We start from the raw sequence: 18530 nt of genomic DNA on the forward strand, positions 1-18530 counted from the left end.
TGCTGATAAAGCGGATGACTGGTTAAAACCAGTCACCGGAGCGATGGCAAACTATTTTAATTTAATAAACGTGCTCTGAATGTCAAACTCTTCAATGAAGCGACCCAAAGCTTCATGACCATCGGCTTTGATGCCAGCAAAGGTATCAAAGGCATCAATGCCCTGGTGGAAGAAGAGGTCAAAGCCACTGACGATATCTAAACCCGCTTCGTGTGCAGCAGTCAAAAACTCAGTCTCTAATGGGACATAGACCGCATCAAACGCCCACTCTTGGCCACCAAATAGTTCTGGATCAAGTGGGATACCTGGTGTAGCGTAATGTCCTACGGGCGTACAGTTGACCAAACCGTTTGCGGCTTTAGCTGTTTCGGCTAGCTGCTCTTTAGAGATAACCTCAGCGTTGTACCCTTTAGCCCGTACTGCAGCCGCTAACGCTTCAGCCCCTTCAATGTTCAGGTCAAAGATGTTCAGCTTAGTTGCGCCACAATGGAAGAGTCCAAAGGCAACCGCTCGACCGACACCGCCGGCGCCTAGCATCAGTACTTCACCTGCTGGCTTGTCACCACGTTGAGCTTTGTAGCCGTGAATAAAACCGGTGTAATCCGTGTTTGTTGCCTTTACAGCACCATTGGCTAGGTAGAGTGTATTGGTTGCACCTACTTCACGTACCGCTTCATCGGGCTCATCAACGAACTCAACGGCAATGGATTTGAAGGGGAAGGTGACGTTGCAACCGGTAAATCCATCATTACGAAGTGATTGAAGCATGGTTTTAAATGCCTCTTTGTCACTTTGACCCGGATCCTTCAAGTCGTAAGAGACATCAAAGCCATAGATATCGCCCAACATCTTGTGCAGGAAAGGGGCACGCGATTGTGAGATTGAGTTACCGATTAAACCCAGTTTAAGTTGCTTCATAGCTGTCATCCTTTACAGCAAGCCCAGTGCTGTTGGTAATCCAATCACCAAATCTGGAACGAACGTGATAATAATAAGAACTAAAAGCTCCACTAAGAATAGCGGCAAAATCACCTTGCTCAGCTTCGCCATACCGACCTTAGCGATGGAGTCCGCGACAAACAGGCAGAGTCCCATTGGTGGTGTGATCAAGCCAATCATTAGGTTGAAGATAATTATGATGCCAAGGTGAGTTGGGTCGACGCCTAGACTCACAGCAATTGGGTGCAGAATCGGCACCAGTACCAACATTGCCGCGATGCCCTCTAGGAACAGACCGACCACTAAGAAGAGAATGATGACGCCGACTAAGAACATCCACTGAACCGTCATGTACTCCAAGGCGAAGTCAGTGATCATGTTGGGAACGCGGTTGTAGTTCATCAACCAGTTAGCAGCAGCAACCGCACCGATAACGACCATGATGATCGAGCTGTCGCGCATCGCTCGGGCGAAAAGACCGGCCAGTTTAGAGACTTTCAGCTCTTTGAAGACAAAGATTCCGACAAACAGGGCGTAGGCCACGGCAAAGCTGGCCGCTTCCGTTGGCGTCACGACCCCCATCAGTATTGAGCCAACCACGAAGACAGGCATCAATAGAGGAATAATCCCTTGGATCAGGGCGCGAGAGTTGCTTTGCTTTTCGCCAAGTTCGTGCTCTGTGCCCTGCTTCTCGTAGTGGCCTTTGAAGAAGTAGACGTAGACCGAAAGGAAGATCGCAAGCATGACACCGGGAACCACACCGGCCATGAATAGCGCGGGTACCGAGACACCCGTCACAGTCAGGGCATAGATGATGACAGGAATCGATGGTGGAATAATCGGACCAATGACGGAAGAGGCCGCCGTAATGGCAGCAGCAAACTCACGTGGGTAGCCTTTCTTCTCCATCTCTGGAATAAAGACACGACCAATCGCCGATGTATCCGCAACCGCAGAGCCAGAGAGACCGGCAAATATGACCGAAGCCCAGATATTCACCATGGCTAAGCCGGCACGCATTTTGCCGACCAAAACGTTCGCAAATGCGATGATACGACTGGTGATACCCGACTCATTCATCAGCTCGCCGGCAAGAATAAATAGAGGGATCGCCAATAGTGGGTAAGAGGCCATGCCACCAAACATCTGTGTTGCCACGATGCGAAGATGGTATGGGAATTCGCCCACAGCCATGAAGTAGAGCAGTGCAGCGATGATGGCAAAAGCGATGGGTAGGCCAATAAAGATACCGCCTAGAAGAATGGCATAAGTCATTAGAATGCGCCCTCCGCTTCATGTTGATCGGTATTCGCAGCTCGATTTAGCAGGCGCAGTAGTGCTGCTACTGCAAGCATGGCGCCACCCAGCACCATAGCGAAGTAGTAGGGGTACATCTGCCCAAGAACCGCAAGCTGTTCGATACCGAATAGATCTCGAAGTTCACGCGCACTTGAAAGGATGCTGGATGCATCGACTTTGCCGCGCTTCATCATGAAGAGGTAGCCGGAGTAGCTCAACAGCGCACCTATAACGACCATGCAGAGGTCCACAAAGAAATTGATCGGTTTGTGGGCTGCTTTAGGCAGCAGACCCGCGACAAGATCAAACGAGACATGGCGATCGAGCAGGTAAGCCCAAGCCATGCCAAACATAATTCCGTAGACTGCCAGGTAGACGGGTAACTCCTCGCCCCATGGGATCGACTCTCCGATGGTGTAACGGCGTACTGAGTTTATGAAGATGATCAGGAACACTGAAGCCATAGAGATGGCTGAACCTGCTGCAAAAAAGGTACCGACGAAGCGGGTCACCTTACGCAATAGAGTGTGCATAAGTCATACCGACAGTTATAAGTTTTTTGAGAAATAGGCTCCGACCGGATGGTCGGAGCCGTGCAAACCTGAAGAGGTTTGGAGTATTACTTAGAAGCAGCTTCTACAGCAGCGTCTAGTTTAGCGATCCACTCATCGCTACCTAGCTCTTTAGCAAGCCACTCTTTAACCGCTGGCTGTGCAAGCTTCTTGAACTGAGCCATTTCGTCAGCTGTTGGTGAGTGTACTTTCATACCTTCAGCAACCACTTTCGTTACGCCTTCAGCCGTGTTGAACTGCTGAATTGCGCGACCCATTAGGCCTGCAGTACGAGCGGCTTTAGCAATGATGTCCTGCTCAGCAGCGCTTAGAGACTGGAAGAATTCGTCGTTGATTACGATGAAGTCAGCAGCGTAAACGTGGCCATCAAGAACCATGTACTTCTGTAGCTTGTGAAGGTTGTTGTTGTAGATAGTGCCGACAGGGTTTTCCTGACCGTCAACAACACCAGTTGTAAGTGCGTTTGGAAGTTCAGACCAAGCGATAGGCGTTGGTTCACCGCCAAGACCTTCAACCATCTCTACGTATAGAGGGATTGGCTGAACGCGGAACTTAAGACCTTTCATGTCTGCTGGAGATTTGATCTCACGAACGTTGTTAGTGAAGTTACGGAAACCTGTCTCACCGTATGCAAGTGTGCGTAGGCCAGTCTCTTCTAGACAGTGTGCAGCAAGATCTTGACCAAACTGACCGTCAAGTACGTCCCAGGCGATCGTTGCGTTTGAGAATATGTAAGGAATGTTTAGAACGTCAGCTTCTTTACAGATTTTAGCCATAGCGCCAGAAACGATCGCCATGTGCGTAGTGCCTTCCTGTGCTTGCTGAACTAGATCGCCTTCGTTACCTAGAGCTTTTGCTGGGAAAAGTTCTACTTTGATATCTGTCTCACCTTCAACAATGTTTTTGAAGATGACACCAGCAGCACCTTTTTTAGATGTCTGCCAGTCAGCGCCGTCAACGTGACCTAGTTTGATAGTGGGTGCTGCAAAAGTTGAAACAGAAGCAGCGGCTACAGCAGTAGCAACAAGAGTTTTTAGCATCGCCTTTTTCATTGGGCTCTCCAATTTATTATCGTTTCACGCCTAGAGATGACGTTTCCAAGATTTTTTGTAGCAAGATGTCTAAAACCACCTACCCCAAGCAAGCTGGTTTTATTGTCTTGCTCTTAGCTTTTGTACTACTTGGTTAAAACTAAGTAGTGCAAATTTGCCATAGCCCTATACAGGCATTCAAGCTTTTTGTACTATTTGGTTAAAACAATTTGTTAGAACCTTTATAACCGTTTTTTAAACGTTTGGTTAAAAGTAAAATGAGTATCCCTTCTACATCGAACCGTTCAGCCGCAAAAAAACGTAATCCTGAAGCAGTTAAAGCCAATATCCTGCGTGTCGCCACCGAAGAGTTTGCCACCTCAGGCTATGCCGGTGCGCGGGTCAATGTGATCGCTGAAAAAACCGATACATCCAAGCGGATGATCTACTACTACTTTGGCGATAAAAAAGAGCTCTACCGTACCGTTCTTGAGGCTGCCTACCGAGATATCCGTTTGGGCGAGCAACAGCTGCATTTGAATGATCTCAATCCCGAGCAGGCGCTTCGCTCACTGGTGGCGTTCACTTTTGAACATCAGCGCAACAATCCGCAGTTTATTCGCCTGGTTATGATTGAGAACATTCACGAGGGACGCAATCTGATCGCAAAAGAGGCGTTTGAGGAGGTTAACAACCCTGCCATCGATCGGCTTGGCGAGATCTACCAACGAGGTGTTGAGGAGGGTGTTTTTCGATCGGGCATCAGTGTCATTGAGCTTCACTGGTTGATCAGTTCAGCCTGTTTCTTCAATAACTCAAACCGCTCAACCTTCAGTGCAGCCTTTGGCAACGATCTATTTACGGAAGAGGGGCAAAGTCATCTTAATCAGCAGGTACAAGAGATGATCCTGCGCTTTGTCGCCAACTGATATTTAAGAACATTTTGGATTGGTAACTTCATTACAGCTTCGCTAGATTGAAGCTCTTTTTAGTGAGTTTTACATGCATCCTAGCCGCCTTCTTTTAATTCTCTGTTTTATCGCGTTCATCTCCTTAGGCCTGCCTGATGCGCTGCTCGGTGTGGCTTGGCCCACTATGGCCGATGAGTTCTCAACCACTCTGGATCGTCTCGGAATCATCATGACCGGCGGAACCGTCGGTTATGCTCTGAGCAGCTTCATGATCGGTGCAATTGTTAATCGTATTGGATTGGCTGGCCTGCTGATTCAAAGTGCTTCACTTACCGTCATCGCATTGGTGCTGTTTATGGTTGTGCCTGACTGGTATTGGATGCCCTTTGTCGCACTGATTGCCGGTCTGGGCGGTGGTGGTATCGATGCGGGCCTCAATGCCTATGTGGAGAAACACTACTCAAGCCGTATCATGCAGTGGTTGCATGCCAGTTTTGGTGTCGGAGTCACTCTAGGTCCTGCCATCATGACCCTATCGCTGGCGATGACAGGTCTGTGGCGGCCTGGCTATCTGTTGGTCGCGTTTTTGATGTTATTGATGCTTTCTGCTTTTATCCACTATCGCGGCTTATGGAGTGACCAGCCTAGTGCTGGTGAACCGGAAGAGCAGGGTAATGCCAGCATGCTCGCCACGCTCAAACTACCGGCGGCATGGCTAAGTATGTTGGCCTTTTTTCTCTACACCTCGGCCGAAATTGGTTTGGGCTTTTGGGCATTTACCCTGTTGACGGAATCGCGGGATGTGGTCCTTGCCACGGCAGGGCTTTGGGTAACGATCTATTGGGGCTCTTTTACCCTTGGTCGAATCGTTGCGGGCCTACTTGCGCCCAAGTTAGGTGAGATGAACCTGACGCTCTACGGTCTGTTACTTTCACTGATTGGCTTGGTTCTGTTCACCCTTCAAATAGGTGGACCAGGTGGGGTCTATGGGCTTGCTCTGGTCGGCCTTGGCTTTGCACCAACCTTCCCAGCACTGCTTTCAACCACCTCAAAGCGAGTCCCAAAATCGCATGTGACCAACCTGATCGGCATGCAGATCTCTGCTGCCGGAGTTGGTTTAGTGGTTATGCCACTCTCCTTGGGGCTTATAGTCTCTAGTGTCGGATTGGAAGCGCTGGCGCAGGTTTTCTTGGGCATGACCGCCAGCGTCTTTTTGCTGCTTACCTTGATTCGTAAAAGATAAATTTCCTTTAAGTTATATCTAATCAATTAAATACTATTTATTAATTTAAATGGTATTTGCTAATATGCACTCATGGTTTTGAACCGTTTGGTTCAAAGTAACCCAATGTGAGTCCTCATTATGAAAACATCCATTGCTACCGTTACTCTCTCTGGCAGTTTGCCAAACAAACTTGAAGCCGCTGCGGATGCGGGTTTTGATGCGGTTGAGATTTTTGATAATGACCTGATTCAGTTTGCTGGTTCACCTCGTGAGGTGAAGTCGATTGCCGATGACTTAGGTTTGGATATTCTAGCGCTGCAGCCGTTTCGTGATCTGGAAGGTCTGCCTGCTGAGTTAAAGCGTCAAAAGTTCTATCACATGCAGAGTCGATTCGAGATGATGCATGAGCTGGGCACTCAACGAATTTTGTGCTGCTCTAGTGTCTCTCCTCATGCCAGTGATGATCGTGCACGCTGTGCTGCGGACCTTTACGAAGCGGCTGAGCTGGCAGCAAAAGAAGGTTTTATTATGGGTTACGAGGCGCTCTCTTGGGGGCGCTTCATCGCTGATTATGAGGATGCTTGGGATCTGGTAAAGCGTGCCGATCATCCTGCGCTGGGCATTAACCTTGATACCTTCCACATGTTCTCTCGAGGTAATACGCTCGACTGTCTGCGCGATGAGATTCCTGTTGATAAAATCGCCTTGGTTCAGGTGGCCGATGCGCCTGTGATGCACTTGAGCGATTTGATGAGTTGGAGCCGTCACTACCGCAGCTTCCCGGGTCAGGGGGATCTGCCGGTCGTCGATTTCATGAAAGTCTTGTGTGACAAAGGCTTTGATGACTACGTTTCGCACGAGATCTTCAATGATGAGTTCCGTGCTTCTCCTGCCAAAGAGCGTGCAGTAGATGGTATGCGTTCATTGATCTGGTTGGATAAGCAGTGCAAGGATGAAACGCCTAAAGCTGAGATTACTGACGTTGAGTTCATTGAGTTTGCGATTGCTGGTGAAGAGGGTGAATCGATCGTCTCTATGTTGAATTCATTAGGCTTCCAAGAGACGCACAAACACCTCTCTAAAGATGTCGGTCTGATGCAGATGGGTGATGTAAACCTTGTGCTTAACCGCGAGCCTGCCAGCCAAGCTCACCAGCACTTCCAGCTGCACGGCGCATCAGTGTGTGCTTTGGCACTGACGACGTCGAGTGTCAAAGAGTCGCTGAAGCAGGCAGACGAGTATCAAATTAAACGCTTCAATAACACAGCAGGCCCTGGTGAGTTGAATATTCCAGCGCTGCGCGGTGTTGGCGACAGTTTGGTCTATCTTGTTGAGCGTCATAAGAAGTTCCGTTTCTTTGATGTCGATTTTGAATCGGTCGAGGGTGTCGAGCTGCCGAAAGTCGGTGTTAAACGCGTCGATCATATGGCACAGTCTGTTACCAATACCGATTTCCTATCGGCGGCGTTCTTCTATAAATCAGTGTTCAACTTTGACATTACACCGGTACAGGATCTGCCTGACATTTATGGCCTTGTGACCAGTCGAGTGGCCTCTAGTCAGAACGGGCAGGTGAAGATTCCAATCAACATGACTGAGGCTCGTCAGGCGTCACCGCAGCGCTTTATTCAGCGAACCCATGGTGCCGGTATGCAGCAGATCGCATTTGAGTGTGAGGATATTTTGGCTTTTGCAGCGCAGGTCAATCCGGAATCGGTGTTGCCGGTACCCAACAACTATTACCGTGAAATTAAGGGTAAGTTTGGTCTCTCTGCTGAGCGTATTGAGACGTTACAGCGCTTTAATATTTTGTATGATGCGAATGATGAGGGTGAGTTTTTGCACTTCTACACGCGTGAAGTACAGGGTGTCTTCTTTGAAGTTGTGCAGCGTATCGGTGGGTATCAGGCCTACGGTGAAGCGAATGCTCACATTCGTTTTGCAGCCCAGGCGGCGTTGCGTGAGTATGAAACGAATTTGTTGCTTTGATCTTCGCTGAGTATTTGTTGGAGCTTTCTCGAAGAGGAAGCGATGCAGGTTTTGCACATCGCGGCCTTTTTAAGACCGCTCCAACGAACGCTCTTTGTTGGAGCCTTATCGAAGATGAGGCGAAAGGTTTGAAAGAGAATCGCGACCTTTGCAAGATCGCTCCCACGGGGGCGGAGGATCGCTCCAACCTTTTAGCTGCTACTGAGCGGCCTTAAGGAAGGCTTGGTTATCTAAGCCAAAGTTAGAGTAGATCGGCAGGAGTGCACCGCCTAACGCGCGGGCTTCAAATCCAAGGTTGCCTGCGATCACCGGGGGTTTGTTGAGACCTTCCCAGTTCACATCGCTCGAAGCACGGTTGATCGCCAGTACTAAGTACTGTGTCGCGACCGCCGGTAGGCGTCCATCAATGATGACTCCGTCTGGATCAACAAAGGCAGCACCTGCCGCAATAGTCTGGGCAATGTAGGGTGCTGCGTTGTCAGCCCACTCTGTAAACAGAGCCCAGGCATCCTGTTCTAGGGTTTCCGATAGATTGGCAAAATCCGCCACGATCGATTCTGATTTCAATCGTTTATCAAGCTGGTGCAGTGACGCATAGTGAATCAGTTGCTTGCCATTGGCGCTCGGAACTGAACCCAGTGCACCGGCATTGGCATGGCTGCCTGGAAGAATCTGTCCGTTAAGAACGACACCACCACCGATGAACGTACCCACGTAGAAGTAGAGTAGGTTCTCCCAGCTCTGCGGATTACCGTAGGTTAGCTCGGCTAGGCAAGCTGCTGTTGCATCGTTCAGCATGGCCGCATCTAGGTCGGTGACCTTCTTTAGTTCTTCGAGCAGATCGATTTTCGCCCACTCAGCTAAAGCCTCTTTCGCTTCAATTAGCTCATCGCCCCAACCTTCCAGCGCAAACGGCGCTGCCAGGCCAACACCGGTAACGCGATCGCGTTGCATCTCGTCAAGAGGTTCAAGAAGCGTGTTGATGCTCTGCTCGATCTTGGCATAGACCTCTTTAGGCGTCGGGAAGGGGTATTCGTGCGATATGCGGGTACGAATATTCCCTGTCATATCCATAAACAGCACCTCCAACGAGGCGCGGCCAATTTTGACACCGATACTGTACGCCCCTTCAGGATTGAGTGCGTAGGGGGTAGAAGGCTGTCCCAAACCGCCGCGGCGTTTAGTGCCTGCGATTAACAGGTCCTGTTCCATCAATCGATTAATGATCGTTGATGCGGTTTGTGGAGTAAGGTTGGTTGCTTTGGCAATTTCGGCTTTCGTCAACGCATCATGCTCACGAATTAACGAGAGGATGAGTCGTTCATTGTATTGGCGAACACCGACCTGGTTTGAACCAGAGGCGCGTTGAGAAGCCGAAGCGCTGCGCATAATTAGATGTAACTCGCGTTTTCGTGGACACCCTGATCCGCTGCACCGGTGATCAACGAGACGATCTCGTTGCCGGTCGTTTCAGCCGCTATAACGTTGCCAACGATACGACCTTGGCGGAAGACAATGATGCGATCCACAAGGTTAAAGACTTGGCGAAGGTTGTGGCTGATCAAAATTAGAGGGATGCCCTGATCTTTCAAGCCACGAATAATGTTTTCAACACGAGTAGTCTCTTGGATACCCAAAGCGGCGGTTGGCTCATCCATGATGATCAACTTCTCACCCCAGCCTGCTGCACGGCTGATCGCCACACACTGGCGTTGGCCGCCCGACATGCCGCGCAGTGATTGGCTTAGGTCAGGAATCTTAACGCCGGTCTTTTCAAGCAGTGCTTCTGACTCTTGGCGCATCCCTTTCTTGTCCATCCAGCTGAATGGGCCAAGATTGAATTTGGTCTTTTCACGTCCCAAAAAGATATTGGCTGGCACGTCTAGTTCATCTGCCAGTGCCAAGTTTTGATAAACGGTCTCAATACCAGCATCGCGAGCCTCAAGAGGAGAGTCGAAGTTGACCTCTTCACCATAGAATTTGATCGAACCGCGAGTGCGTTGCTCTACACCGGTTAGGTTACGAACGAAGGTCGATTTACCCGCACCGTTATCTCCAACAATCGCTACGTGCTCACCCGGAGCAAGATCAAAGTCCGCATCATTCAGCGCGTGTACACCGCCGTAGTGCTTGGTTAACCCTCTGATCTCTAAGACTTTTTGAGACACTTTAAGACTCCTGAACGAAAATTCTCTTTATTTGAATGTGACTAAATATGACTAACAATTAAGAGCGAGTCAATAATTAAATCAATTCAATTTAATTATTGACAGGGCGCTATAAAGTATTAGAAGATCGCTGTTAGGCATCGAAATAGACCGCCGAAAACAAAAACAAACAAATGTGGAGATCTACACATGAAATTGAAAAAAATGCTTAGCGTAATGGCTGCTGGCGCACTTATGTCTGGCTCTGTATACGCAGGTTCTATCGGCTACATCACTAAATCAGCAACAAACTCAGGTTGGATGATGATCAACCAGGGTGCAGCAGACGCAGCTCAAGAAGCGGGCGTTGACCTAGTAACTGTAGGTCCAGCATTCCAAGGCGACCTATCAAGCCAGCTAGAAGTGTTCGAAAACCTAGTAGCACAGGGTGTGGATGCAATCGGTATCGCGCCAGTTGACTCTTCAGGTGTTGCTCCAGCAGTAAACGATGCAATGGATGCAGGTATCCCTGTTGTTGCAATCGATACTGGCGTATCAGGCGCTGCAGTGACGTCATTCGTTGCTACAGACAACTACGCAGTGGCTAAAGTACAGGGTGCTGTTGCAGCAACTCTGATCAACGATGGCGATGCGATCATCTACGTGACGGGTAACCAAGCTCAGTCTACTGGCCAAGAGCGTCGTAACGGCTTCGTTGAAGCGTTCAAAACAGCTCGTCCAAACTCTGAAATCTTAGAAGTACCAACTGAGTGGGACTCTAACCAAGCTCAGGAAGGTGTTGAAGCGATCCTAAACTCACGCAGCGACATCAAAATGGTTGCTAACGCATGGGACGGCGGCACTATGGGTGCTAAAGCAGCGATGGAAAACCTTGGCCTAGGCGCAGGTGACATCAAACTGGTTGGTTTCGACGGCGCAACTGACGCAATCGAAGCGATGGATAAAGGTTGGGTACACGCTGACACAGCTCAGATGCTTTACCAGATGGGTTACCAAGGCATCAAAGCTGCGGTTGCTGCATCACAGGGTAAAGATGTATCACCACGCATCGACACTGGTTTCTTCCTAGTGACTCCATCTACTTCAGGTGCTTACAAAGACCTAGTAGGTATCAAGTAAGTTTTACTTACACTCCGTCGAGATCGGGCATTAGCCCGATCTCTTCTTTAACTGTTTAAAACAAACGGTCCTGAATAATGACTTCTAAAAGCCTTCAAGATAAAGCGATCGGCGTTACGGTTTCTTTCTTCCGTAAAGAGTGGTCTGGCGCACTGCTGGCGATTCTGATTCTTGCTCTAGCCATTGAGCTAGTAACGGATGGTAAACCCTTCTTCCATCCCACTAACTTAATGACCATTCTGAACAACTCAGCCGCTATCGGTATTGTTGCGGGTGGTATGACGTTGGTGATTCTTGCGGCAGGTATCGATCTTTCGGTTGGATCTGTTATGGGCTTAATCGCAGCGGTCACCGGTTACATTGTTAGCTACTGGGGTTTCCCACCTTGGTTAGCGATCATGTCTGGCCTAGCGATGGGTGCATTAGTGGGTATTATTCATGGCACGTTGGTCGCCTATCTCGGGATGCCGGCCTTTATCGTTACCCTGGCGGGTCTTTCGATTTGGCGTGGTACGGCACACCTTTCAACGGATGCGCGTGCAACACCTAAGCTACCTGAAACGTTCGACCTATTTGGTCGCTACAACCCCTTTGCCGAACTTCGTGCTGATTACAAAGCGGGTGAACTGAGCGGCTTTATGGAGTCGATTGGCGCCTTCGTGAACGAGCACTGGATGGACTTCTTCCGTACCTTCCAGATGTCTATGATCATCTTCATCGTCTTCTTCATTCTGTTGGCGGTCGTTGTATCCAACATGCGTTTGGGTCGATACATCTATGCGATTGGTAGTAACGAACAGGGCTCTCGCCAAGCGGGTATCAATACGCGTCTCTACACTCTCTACACCTACGTAATCTGTTCGATGGGCGCTGCATTGGGTGCGATGCTCTTCCTAGGTCGCGCGCCTTATGCAAAATCTGACTACGGCCAGATGTGGGAGCTGGATGCCATTGCTGCGGTTGTTATTGGTGGTACCTCTCTGTTTGGTGGCCGCGGTACGATCATCGGTACCTTCATGGGTGTCATCCTTCTGAAACTGATCAATAACGGTCTGACCCTGGCTCAGCTAGAGACTTTCTGGCAGATGGTGGTACTGGGTCTGATCATTTTGGTTGCCGTTGGATTGGATATTGTTCGCCAATCTAAATCAGCGGTTAAAGTTCAGCGTATGCTGGGTGTTGTGGCTCTGGTTCTTGCTCTGTTTGCCTGCTTAACACCGGGTTCTGCACTGATCAGCTCGGCGATTTCACTGCATGAGCACAACAGCATGGTGGCAATGCAAGCAGCTGGACTTGATCTTGCGGCTAACCAAACGGCTCGCCTACTGGATGCGCCGGCTGTGGCTGAACTACAAGCCATTGTGTCTGGCAACTGGCAATCCTTCGCGTCGCTTGTCGTGCTTGTGTTGGGTGCCGTGGCTGTAGCTGTGACCTTGAAACGTTCACTGGCGCTTATCCTTGCAGCCGTCTACGTGGCAGCAGCGGTTCTGCTAGTATCAATGGGCATGGCAGCTGTTGCGCCTCTATTGATCTTGGGTGCGGTAGTACTGGCTGGTATGACGACGGTGCCTTACATGTTTGAAAGAGCTCGTACGCTAGAAGGCTAATCACCCAATGATTAAAAAACCCCATCGCCTAGGCTATGGGGTTTTTTGTTGAAAGCAAATAGCATCGCGGCCTTTTTAAGACCGCTCCAACAGTACGTGCAGTACCCCTTCAATGCACTTAGTTGGAGCCTTATCGAAGATGAGGCGAATGGGGATTGAAAGAATCGCGACCTTTGCAAGATCGCTCCAACGGGGTAGTTAATTCGCCTCTATCTCTTTAAGCGCAGTCTCTAATTGGTCGAGATTCAAAGGCTTCGGCATCACTCGATCGGCCCCTTTCGCCAGCAGGTTGTCCGCCTCATTACCCACCGTGGCACCGGTAACCCCAATAATCGGAAGCGTTGCACCCCAGGACCTAAGCGTTTCGGTCAGTTCATAGCCATCCATTATCGGCATCATGATGTCAGTAATGATTAGGTCAAAGCTCTGCTTAGAGTAGGCGTCTAGGGCTAATTGACCGTTCTCTACATCAACCACCTCGGCACCCTCGCGTGTCAGTATGGTTTTGCCCAGCATTCTTAATGTGGCGGTATCTTCGACCAGTAGTATCTTTTTGCCTTTGATTGCATGCTCTTTTGCTGCTGCTGCTGCTGCTGCTGCTTCTTCGTGTTTGGCCTGTTTGAGTGTGAAACTCAGGGTAAAGATGGCACCCCCTTCAGGGTTAGGGCTGAAGACCAAATCTCCATTAGATAAACTGCGTGCAAGTTCGCGACTGATATGCAGACCGAGACCGGTTCCGGACGCTTTAGTGTCGCCTCGTTCAAAGGCCTCAAAAAGTCGATCAACATCTTTGTCGGGAATGCCTTTGCCATTATCAATGATCTGCAATCGATATTCGGTTTCCTCTTCTGAAGCCTTATGACTTAGATCTAATGTGACCTGAGTGCCCTGACTGTGCACAATGGCATTTTTAGTCATATTAATAATGATTTGGCGAATCTGTTTTTTAAAACCAATATGATTCCCATCACTGTTGCCGCGCACCTGAATATCGACACCGTATTGATTGGCCGTGTAGTAGAGAGTGTGGCTAGCCTCTTTAATGATGCGATAGACCGAAAGTTGGGTCTCGACTCGACTCTCAGTGATTAATGATTTATCGGTGCCTACCCTCATATCATCCAGTACGTCGAGTAGGTGTTGGGACGTGGCATGTGCCTCTTCAACTCGCCGGTTTTGCCCATCTTGAAGTTGCAGCTCATTCAGTTGCATATTTAAGGCGGCAGCAGGGGTTCTTAATTCGTGTCCAATGATGGCAAACATCTTATCTTGCTGCTTTAGTGTTTTTGCAAGCGATGAGGAGGCTTGCATCGCTTGTTCTGAGGTCTCTTCAATCTGGTGAATGGCGCGCAACATAAACCGGAACATCAGTATTAAAAGAAACTGAGTCACCAATGCAAAGAGAATGGATAGCCCTGTTAGTTGATCGGTCCTATCATGTTCTGATGCCAATAAGCTTATATAGGTCTCTTCAGTAACATCATACAATTGCTCTATTTCGTCAAGGACCTCAGTTGCTTTTAAAAAGAGATCGAGATCGTAGTCTTTGGTTGGATCCCTCAACTCCATGAAACGGTATCGATCTAATCGCTCAAAATGCTCAACGATATGCTGTTCGATGATTTCAAAATCGAGTAATAATTCTGACGGGGAGCTACTTGCATTGGCCTGTTCGAAGGCTTCTAAGGTGTTTCGGGTGCTGCTAAGGATCTCCGTAACTCGACCTTTTGCAATGTAAAGATTATTGCGTGAGACCAGGCCAGAATTGGATAATCCCGTTATGCCGCGAACGACACCCATTTTTTCAATCAGATCGGGTAGGTGTACAAAGATGGTTCGGCCGGCTGTGTACGAGAGGGTGCCCTCTTCCAACTGTACTCCTGAATCACGGTAGATTTGAAAAAGCTCTTTTAACAGTTGCTCAGAATAGGCACTCTTTCTTAAAAAGATCTCGTAGTACTGTCCATCGACAGAGAGAATCTGATCGATTTCGGCGTCTGGGTAATCCATCGCTTCTAGCGCTTCGACTAGGTTAAAACTGGCGCTTTCGCAGAGCTGAATGAGCTCACTAGAGGGTGTGGGTTCAATTCGCGCCAGTGTGCAGAGCCCACGAAACTCACCCAGTCTGGTGATGCTGTTGCGATAGAGCTTCTGCTGTTGCGTCGCTCGATCATAAGCGAGATGTCTTTGGTGGTCTGAATAGAATCCTTGTAGCGTGATCCCTACCGCAAAAAAGAATAGACCTTGCATGGCGAGAATGACGACTTTCAGCCAGAGAGGGATGCGTTTAATGCTGTCGAGCATGTGGATCATTGAGAGCACTCATATTTTTTTATCTATGCGAAGGCAACACAACTTTCGCAATAAGTTAAAGTCAGTCTAGACCGCTTTGTAGTAAAATCCAGTAAAATCACAACTTTTTTATCTGTCACTAATGACAGTTTGTTTTTAGGGAACAGATATGGCGCAAAACTCCACCGTTTTTAAGATCTATCTTCAAATTGCCGATATGGATCGTCACTACTACGCCGACCATTCGTTGACCTTGGCTAGACATCCTTCAGAGACAGATGAGCGCATGATGATGCGCCTGTTAGCCTTTGTGATGAACGCGCAAGAGCGTCTGGAGTTTACCCGTGGCCTCTGTGAAGAGGATGAACCCGATCTATGGCTAAAGAGCTACGCTGATGAGATCGAACTCTGGTTAGAAGTGGGCTTGCCGAGTGAAAAGCGCTTGAAGAAGGCGTGTAACCGTTCGCAAAAGACGGTTTTGATTACCTATGGTTCAGATCAGGCCTTCAACCCTTGGTGGGAGGGTGTGAAAAAGTTGGTCACTGGCCAAAAGAGTTTGACGATCTACCGTATCAGCGAGGATCAAAGTGAGGCGTTAATCTCTCTGGCCGAGCGCGGTGCGCAAATCAGCGCTTCGATCACTGATGGGCAGATCTGGCTCAGCTCAGAGACTGGCTCAGCGACCATTGATCCGCAACAGATCTACCCAGCCATTTAAAATCCGATGGTATAAAAAGCAGAAGCGATTACTGCAGCTGTTGCACCAGATCGTTACAGGTCTGTAGCTCCTGTACAAAGGGTGAGCACTCGGTCGAGTTGACCACTGCTTTAATTGGCTTGTCATCATCGAAGGTGATGACCAGCTCGCACTTCCCTTGGTTTGGGCTCTTATTAGGGATCATGTCCGAGTGGTAGGTCCAGACCCAAGTGTGTGGGCCTTCCTGCGCAATCGAACGCGGCTGACCAAGCTGCATCTCAATAGTCGCCTTGTCCTTTTCAATCAGACGATCGCTGATCTCTTCGGTGGTTTTAAAACGCAGATCCGGTGCTGTAGCGCAGGCAGTGATGCTGAGAGACGCGAGAATGAGAGCTGTTTTTCTGAACATGATGATCTCCTTTAGCAGTTACATTAATCATCTTTAGCCGTTTGCGGTAGGACAAAGGGCATGGACTCAGTCGGTGTCCGATTCACTCGAACCGGCCATTGATAGGCTGTTGAAAGATGGTTATCGGTTAACACGGCATCGGGCGACGCTTGGATCTGCAGTGTTCCTTTCTGAAACAGCGCAATGCTGTCTGAGAACATCGCAGCCAGGTTCAGGTCGTGCATGACACAGATAACCCCACCACCGCCATTGGCATAGTCCCTGGCGAGTTGCATCACTTCGATTTGGTGCCCAATATCCAAAGAGGAGACCGGCTCATCGAGCAGCAGCCAGTTGGCTTTACCATCGATCACAGGCTGCCAGACTTGTACCAGAATACGTGCCAGTTGAACGCGCTGTTTCTCACCGCCAGAGAGCTCTTGATAAAAACGTGATTCAAAGCCTTCTAAACCGACACGCTGGAGAGCCTGAAATGGACGTTCTGATCGGCGATCTAGGTCCGCCATCTGTACCACTTCCAACACAGTAAAGGGGAAAGCTAACTGAGTCGATTGCGGTAGAATCGCGCGGCGTTTGGCGAGTGTTTGGTGTGAAAGGGCCGTTAGGTTTTCACCATCAAAATGAATCTCACCTTGGTAATCAATTTCACCTGAGAGTGCCCTTAATAGGGTGGTTTTCCCCGATCCATTCGGTCCTGCAATCGAGACCAACTGCCCCGGTTCGGCGCGAAAATCGACCTTCGACAGTACCTCGGTTTGGTGGAATCCTACGCTGAGATCCTTGGTGATAATCATGATTAGAGATCCAGCAGATTACGATTACGCAGCAGCAGGTAGAGGAAGAATGGCCCACCCAATATCGCCATGACAATGCCGATGGGTAGCTCCGCCGGTGCAATCAGTGTACGACTGAGAATGTCGGCTAACATAAGAGCAATAGCGCCTAACAGTGCCGCGGCAGGCAGTAGATAGCGATGGTTTGGTCCTATGACCAGGCGCAGCAGGTGGGGCACGATGATGCCGACAAATCCGATCGCACCTGAAACGGCTACGGCGACCCCAACGGATAATCCAACCAGTAGGATAGCGGCTCGTTTAAGACGCTGCACCGAAACGCCTAAATGCATGGCAGCGGCTTCACCCAGCGCTAAACGGTTTAAGCCAGAAGCGAGTAACGGAGCTAACAGTAGCGAGATTAGCATCAACGGCCCAGCGACTTTCAGTGAGCTCCAACTAGCACCGGCAATGGAGCCAAGATTCCAGAAGGTTAGGTTACGCAACTGACTGTCGTTGGAGTAGTAGATCAACAATCCCGACAGTGCCGCAGCAAAGGCGCTGAGTGCTAAGCCAGCTAACAGCATCACGGCGACCGAGGTTCTGCCTTGACGCGTCGCGATCTTGTAGAGAATCAGCATACAGCCCCAGCCACCTAAGAAGGCCGCGATTGGGACCAGAAATCCACCGATACTATTTAAGAGTGAGATGGGTAACAGCCCACCTATGACAATGGCTGTCACGGCACCCAAACCTGCACCGGAGCTGACACCAATAAGACCTGGATCAGCCAAAGGGTTGCGGAACAGCCCCTGCATAATGGCACCCGAGACAGCTAAGCTAGCGCCGACCAATAGGCCCATGACTGTTCTGGGGGCGCGAATATCAAACAGGATGACCTGCTCTTGAATGCCGATGGCTTCGCCCTGCATTAACGCCCAAAGTGAGCTGGCGAGAGAAGTGTTTGATGAGCCAATGGTCAGGCTGAATAGGGCAACCAGGCACAGAGCCAACATCAATAGAGAGATGGTGAACTTTGCCTGTAAAGAGCGATCGCCCGTAGCCTGCATTAGCTCTTCTTAAGGCCGTAGATGTGAAGAGTTCGACCGGTCATCTCATAGCCGTGCTCTTTCGCGATCTCTTCGATGCGAGCGTTGATGATGGGGTCGTTAAACTCTTTAACTTCACCGGTTTTAACACAGACGATGTGATCGTGGTTGTCATCCGACGCCAGCTCAAAGACTGAGTGGCCGTTCTCAAAACGGTGACGCATAACAAGACCGGCCGCTTCAAACTGAGTCAGAACACGGTAGATCGTGGCTAAACCTATCTCTTCGCCCTGAAGCATGAGGTGCTTGTAGATGTCTTCAGCACTCCAATGGTCATTCTCATTGGCATCTTCGAGTAGCTGGTAAATCTTGATGCGCGGAAGAGTCGCTTTGAGTCCCGCTTTTTTAAGTTCTTGGTTGCTTGAAGACATAGTTGTTCTCGTCAATGTT

17 protein-coding genes are annotated in these 18530 nt (G+C 49.4%); 6 read left to right on the forward strand and 11 right to left on the reverse strand.

Annotated features, from left to right (window positions below):
• Nucleotides 1-51: 51 nt before the first annotated feature.
• The 4 genes from XMM383_RS08095 to XMM383_RS08110 all read right to left on the reverse strand — a co-directional run bounded on the left by XMM383_RS08095 (nucleotide 52) and on the right by XMM383_RS08110 (nucleotide 3862).
• Nucleotides 52-918 carry a shikimate dehydrogenase gene (locus tag XMM383_RS08095; RefSeq protein WP_173480145.1) on the reverse strand — a complete coding sequence of 289 codons (867 nt, stop codon included), beginning with the start codon at nucleotides 916-918 and terminating at the stop codon, nucleotides 52-54.
• 12 nt (nucleotides 919-930) lie between these two features.
• Nucleotides 931-2214, reverse strand: coding sequence for a TRAP transporter large permease (locus XMM383_RS08100; RefSeq protein WP_173480146.1), 1284 nt, complete (start codon nucleotides 2212-2214; stop codon nucleotides 931-933).
• Nucleotides 2214-2771, reverse strand: a complete 558-nt coding sequence (locus XMM383_RS08105) for a TRAP transporter small permease (RefSeq protein ID WP_173480147.1) — start codon at nucleotides 2769-2771, stop codon at nucleotides 2214-2216. Before XMM383_RS08105 ends, XMM383_RS08100 begins: the two co-directional genes overlap by 1 nt.
• A gap of 86 nt (nucleotides 2772-2857) precedes the next feature.
• Nucleotides 2858-3862 carry a DctP family TRAP transporter solute-binding subunit gene (locus XMM383_RS08110; protein ID WP_173494967.1) on the reverse strand — a complete coding sequence of 335 codons (1005 nt, stop codon included), beginning with the start codon at nucleotides 3860-3862 and terminating at the stop codon, nucleotides 2858-2860.
• Between the two features lie 257 nt (nucleotides 3863-4119).
• Here XMM383_RS08110 and XMM383_RS08115 point away from each other — a divergent pair, with 257 nt between their 5' ends.
• The 3 genes from XMM383_RS08115 (at nucleotide 4120) to XMM383_RS08125 (ending at nucleotide 7966) form a co-directional block, all read left to right on the forward strand.
• Entirely contained in the window at nucleotides 4120-4770 is a 651-nt protein-coding gene (locus XMM383_RS08115; protein WP_173480149.1) for a TetR family transcriptional regulator, read from the forward strand.
• 73 nt (nucleotides 4771-4843) lie between these two features.
• Nucleotides 4844-5995: a sugar MFS transporter gene (locus XMM383_RS08120; protein ID WP_173494968.1), complete on the forward strand. Its 1152-nt coding sequence runs from the start codon at nucleotides 4844-4846 to the stop codon at nucleotides 5993-5995.
• Nucleotides 5996-6115: 120 nt separating this feature from the next.
• The gene (locus XMM383_RS08125; protein ID WP_173494969.1) at nucleotides 6116-7966 is read left to right on the forward strand and encodes a bifunctional sugar phosphate isomerase/epimerase/4-hydroxyphenylpyruvate dioxygenase family protein; all 1851 of its coding nucleotides are present in this window, start codon (nucleotides 6116-6118) and stop codon (nucleotides 7964-7966) included.
• A 198-nt stretch (nucleotides 7967-8164) separates the two neighbouring features.
• On the opposite strand, the gene XMM383_RS08130 is transcribed toward XMM383_RS08125, so the two are convergent.
• Nucleotides 8165-9355 carry an ROK family transcriptional regulator gene (locus tag XMM383_RS08130; protein WP_173480152.1) on the reverse strand — a complete coding sequence of 397 codons (1191 nt, stop codon included), beginning with the start codon at nucleotides 9353-9355 and terminating at the stop codon, nucleotides 8165-8167.
• Nucleotides 9356-9357: 2 nt separating this feature from the next.
• Complete coding sequence (locus XMM383_RS08135) at nucleotides 9358-10134, reverse strand: ATP-binding cassette domain-containing protein (RefSeq protein WP_173494970.1); 777 nt, start codon at nucleotides 10132-10134, stop codon at nucleotides 9358-9360.
• 189 nt (nucleotides 10135-10323) lie between these two features.
• Here XMM383_RS08135 and XMM383_RS08140 point away from each other — a divergent pair, with 189 nt between their 5' ends.
• On the forward strand, nucleotides 10324-11253 hold the full coding sequence (locus XMM383_RS08140) for a sugar ABC transporter substrate-binding protein (protein ID WP_173480154.1): 930 nt from the start codon (nucleotides 10324-10326) through the stop codon (nucleotides 11251-11253).
• A gap of 77 nt (nucleotides 11254-11330) precedes the next feature.
• Nucleotides 11331-12860, forward strand: coding sequence for an ABC transporter permease (locus tag XMM383_RS08145; protein WP_173494971.1), 1530 nt, complete (start codon nucleotides 11331-11333; stop codon nucleotides 12858-12860).
• A gap of 198 nt (nucleotides 12861-13058) precedes the next feature.
• On the opposite strand, the gene XMM383_RS08150 is transcribed toward XMM383_RS08145, so the two are convergent.
• The gene (locus XMM383_RS08150) at nucleotides 13059-15173 is read right to left on the reverse strand and encodes a hybrid sensor histidine kinase/response regulator (protein WP_173494972.1); all 2115 of its coding nucleotides are present in this window, start codon (nucleotides 15171-15173) and stop codon (nucleotides 13059-13061) included.
• A 148-nt stretch (nucleotides 15174-15321) separates the two neighbouring features.
• Here XMM383_RS08150 and XMM383_RS08155 point away from each other — a divergent pair, with 148 nt between their 5' ends.
• The gene (locus XMM383_RS08155; protein WP_173494973.1) at nucleotides 15322-15870 is read left to right on the forward strand and encodes a YaeQ family protein; all 549 of its coding nucleotides are present in this window, start codon (nucleotides 15322-15324) and stop codon (nucleotides 15868-15870) included.
• 28 nt (nucleotides 15871-15898) lie between these two features.
• On the opposite strand, the gene XMM383_RS08160 is transcribed toward XMM383_RS08155, so the two are convergent.
• Genes XMM383_RS08160 through fur form a run of 4 tightly spaced genes read right to left on the reverse strand, consistent with a single transcriptional unit; the run spans nucleotide 15899 to nucleotide 18511 of the window.
• A complete protein-coding gene (locus tag XMM383_RS08160) occupies nucleotides 15899-16258 on the reverse strand; it encodes a hypothetical protein (protein WP_173494974.1) in 360 nt (119 codons plus the stop codon).
• Nucleotides 16259-16281: 23 nt separating this feature from the next.
• A complete protein-coding gene (locus tag XMM383_RS08165; protein WP_173494975.1) occupies nucleotides 16282-17052 on the reverse strand; it encodes a heme ABC transporter ATP-binding protein in 771 nt (256 codons plus the stop codon).
• 2 nt (nucleotides 17053-17054) lie between these two features.
• Complete coding sequence (locus XMM383_RS08170; RefSeq protein ID WP_173480166.1) at nucleotides 17055-18101, reverse strand: iron ABC transporter permease; 1047 nt, start codon at nucleotides 18099-18101, stop codon at nucleotides 17055-17057.
• Nucleotides 18101-18511 carry a ferric iron uptake transcriptional regulator gene (gene fur / locus XMM383_RS08175; RefSeq protein ID WP_173480167.1) on the reverse strand — a complete coding sequence of 137 codons (411 nt, stop codon included), beginning with the start codon at nucleotides 18509-18511 and terminating at the stop codon, nucleotides 18101-18103. Before fur ends, XMM383_RS08170 begins: the two co-directional genes overlap by 1 nt.
• Nucleotides 18512-18530 lie beyond the last annotated feature (19 nt).

Origin of the sequence: Marinobacterium sp. xm-m-383 (assembly GCF_013283255.1) — a bacterium.
Lineage (GTDB): Bacteria > Pseudomonadota > Gammaproteobacteria > Pseudomonadales > Balneatricaceae > Marinobacterium_E.